The sequence below is a fragment of the Bradyrhizobium genomosp. III genome, from assembly GCF_000261705.1.
Taxonomy (GTDB): domain Bacteria; phylum Pseudomonadota; class Alphaproteobacteria; order Rhizobiales; family Xanthobacteraceae; genus Bradyrhizobium; species Bradyrhizobium ottawaense.
Genome location: NZ_AJQF01000552.1, coordinates 1 through 2,444 on the forward strand (window position 1 = coordinate 1; position 2,444 = coordinate 2,444).

The window sequence follows — 2,444 nt, forward strand, 5'->3', positions numbered from 1 at the left end:
GTGACATACTGTCCCAACAGTGTGCTGAAAGCTGGGCTGGCAACCACCCCCTCTGACCCCACCCCATTCACCGTCGAATCGAGTGCGCCGACCACGGGGAGACCGGCCACGGGAAGATACGCCATTTAGTTTACTCCTGATTGCATCGAAGAAAGCGGTAAAACTGCGAGCGTTATGCGCGCATCAACAGGAAGCATTTCAGGCCGCACCCTTGGCCCGATGGTGAGCGAATGAATGCCTCTCGCCACCAGCCCCGGCAGCCTCGATGAGCCCCCTCTCTCATCACCTTCGCAGCGGCTCGGCGCGAGCATATCGCGCCCATCGAACTCGCAGGGACTCTACCTGCAGCACCTGTCGAAAAGCTGACGACAATGAACCACCGACTGAGCATCGCAACCCTCGTAGCATCCGAGGGGTGCGGATCGCATGGTTGCTCGCGGCGGCCGGCCGTCACGACGGACCATCTCAGGCAACTATCGACGCCCGCCGATCACATGTGATACGTCGCTTCGTTAACATCGATCGACTGTCCGATGTCGGCTGCGCCGATCGGTCCTGTTGCATGCGAGATTCACGCCGCTTGCTCTTGATGCAACAATCATCGGGACCGAGAGGCATATCATTCTGTCGATAAGTGACGCGGTCGCCGCAATTCCGCCAGTCACTCCAGCGGATCTGGGAAGCAGCATTCCAACCGCTCCGGCCACGCCGCTATTGCCGCCAGCGGCGATCCGAAGATTCCGGACGCGATCTGTGGGGATACCGGCGATCACACCAACAGCCTCTACAGCATCAGCGCGCGGCCCTAACCAGGCTACCGCCCCACGCCATGAGTCTCCAAAGACTTCAGATTGGATGACTCAGCGCTGATCGACAAACGCCACAGCCAACCTGTTGGCCGATCGATCCAAGTGCGCGCCTGACCGCGCACGTAGGTCAGAATTTCGCTGCTAGCCTCACTAGCACTACTTTGGCAGATTGTTGATTTTGCCGCGTTTTATAGGATTCCCGAATCAATTTTTCAATGATTCATGGGTGGTCGGCTCTTGGAGGGCTGACCATGCCGGGATGGGAAGACGAACTCGAACGCTGGCTGATGCCGTTCTTGGACCGGCTGGGTCATAAGACCCGGCAGCGGATGTGTCCTCTGTATGTTGCGGGATTGATCGGTCCTGGCGATCGCAAGAGCGTTCAGCCGATGGCGGAACGCCTTGTCACGAGCAACTACGACCAGTTGCACCATTTCATTGCCGACGGTGTCTGGGACGCGACGCCGCTGGAGACAGAGCTGCTCAACCAGGCGGACCGACTCGTCGGCGGCAGGGATGCGGTGCTGGTTATTGATGACACCTCACTGCCGAAGAAGGGTGAGCGATCGGTCGGTGTTGCGGCGCAATACGCATCGGCTCTCGGTAAAACTGCAAATTGCCAAACGCTGGTGTCTTTAACGCTTGCGCGCGGCGAAGTGCCAGTGATGGTCGCGTTACGTCTCTTTCTGCCTGACAGCTGGACAAGCGACATGCCCCGTTTGAAGCGCGCTCGCGTGCCAATCGAACACCGAACGCCACGGTCCAAGCCGGAGATCGCTTTGGCCGAGATTGACCGCGCGATGGCAGCCAACATGCGCTTTGGATGTGTGCTGGCGGATGCAGGATACGGCCTCAGCGCACCGTTTCGACAAGGGCTAACAGAGCGCGGGCTGGCCTGGGCGGTCGGTATCCCTCGGCACCAGAAAGTGTATCCCGTCGATGTGAAGCTCATTTGGCCGATCACCAAAGTCCGTGGCAAACCACGAAAGCACCACGTGCCCGATATCTTATCGATTGCGGCAGAACAAATGCTGGCCAGCGCCAAATGGAAAACCGTGAGTTGGCGTAGCGGGACGAAAGGTCGGCTCAAAGCCCGATTTGCTGCCCTCCGTGTCCGCACCGCCGACGGCCCTCCGCAGCGGATATGGGATAAAGGTCAGCAGCATCTCCCAGGCGACGAAGTCTGGCTCATTGGCGAGCAACGTGCCTCCGGGGAGAGCAAATACTATCTCGCCAATCTTCCGGCGACGACGGATCTGCGCACGCTGGCCGCCACCATCAAGGCACGGTGGATTTGTGAGCAGGCGCATCAACAGTTGAAGGAGGAGCTTGGACTTGATCACTTCGAAGGGCGATCATGGCAAGGTCTTCATCGCCACGCCCTTATGACAATGATTGCCTACGCCTTCCTGCAACATCGTCGCCTCGCATACGCGGGGCGGAAAAAAAAGAATCAACGGGCCTCCGCCTCAACCAACCATGCCCGCCGTACGCCATGCCATCGTCGATCTCATCCTTCGGCCGCCGCCTCAGCAATGCCCATATTGCCGAAAGCAAATCCTTGAAAAACAGCGGCCAAAACACATTCTGCCAAAGTAGTGCTAGGGTCCAGACTCAATTGAGCCAATATGCGAC

1 protein-coding gene is annotated in these 2,444 nt (G+C 58.7%); it reads left to right on the forward strand.

Annotated elements, in window-relative coordinates; translation table 11 throughout:
- Positions 1–1,024 precede the first annotated feature (1,024 nt).
- Entirely contained in the window at positions 1,025–2,374 is a 1,350-nt protein-coding gene (locus tag IC66_RS0141780) for an IS701-like element ISBj6 family transposase (protein WP_038951335.1), read from the forward strand.
- Positions 2,375–2,444 lie beyond the last annotated feature (70 nt).

Excerpts from the sequence above, each read along its gene's own strand:
- IC66_RS0141780 (WP_038951335.1), top strand. The coding sequence starts at position 1,025 with ATGATTCATGGGTGGTCGGCTCTTGGAGGGCTGACCATGCCGGGATGG.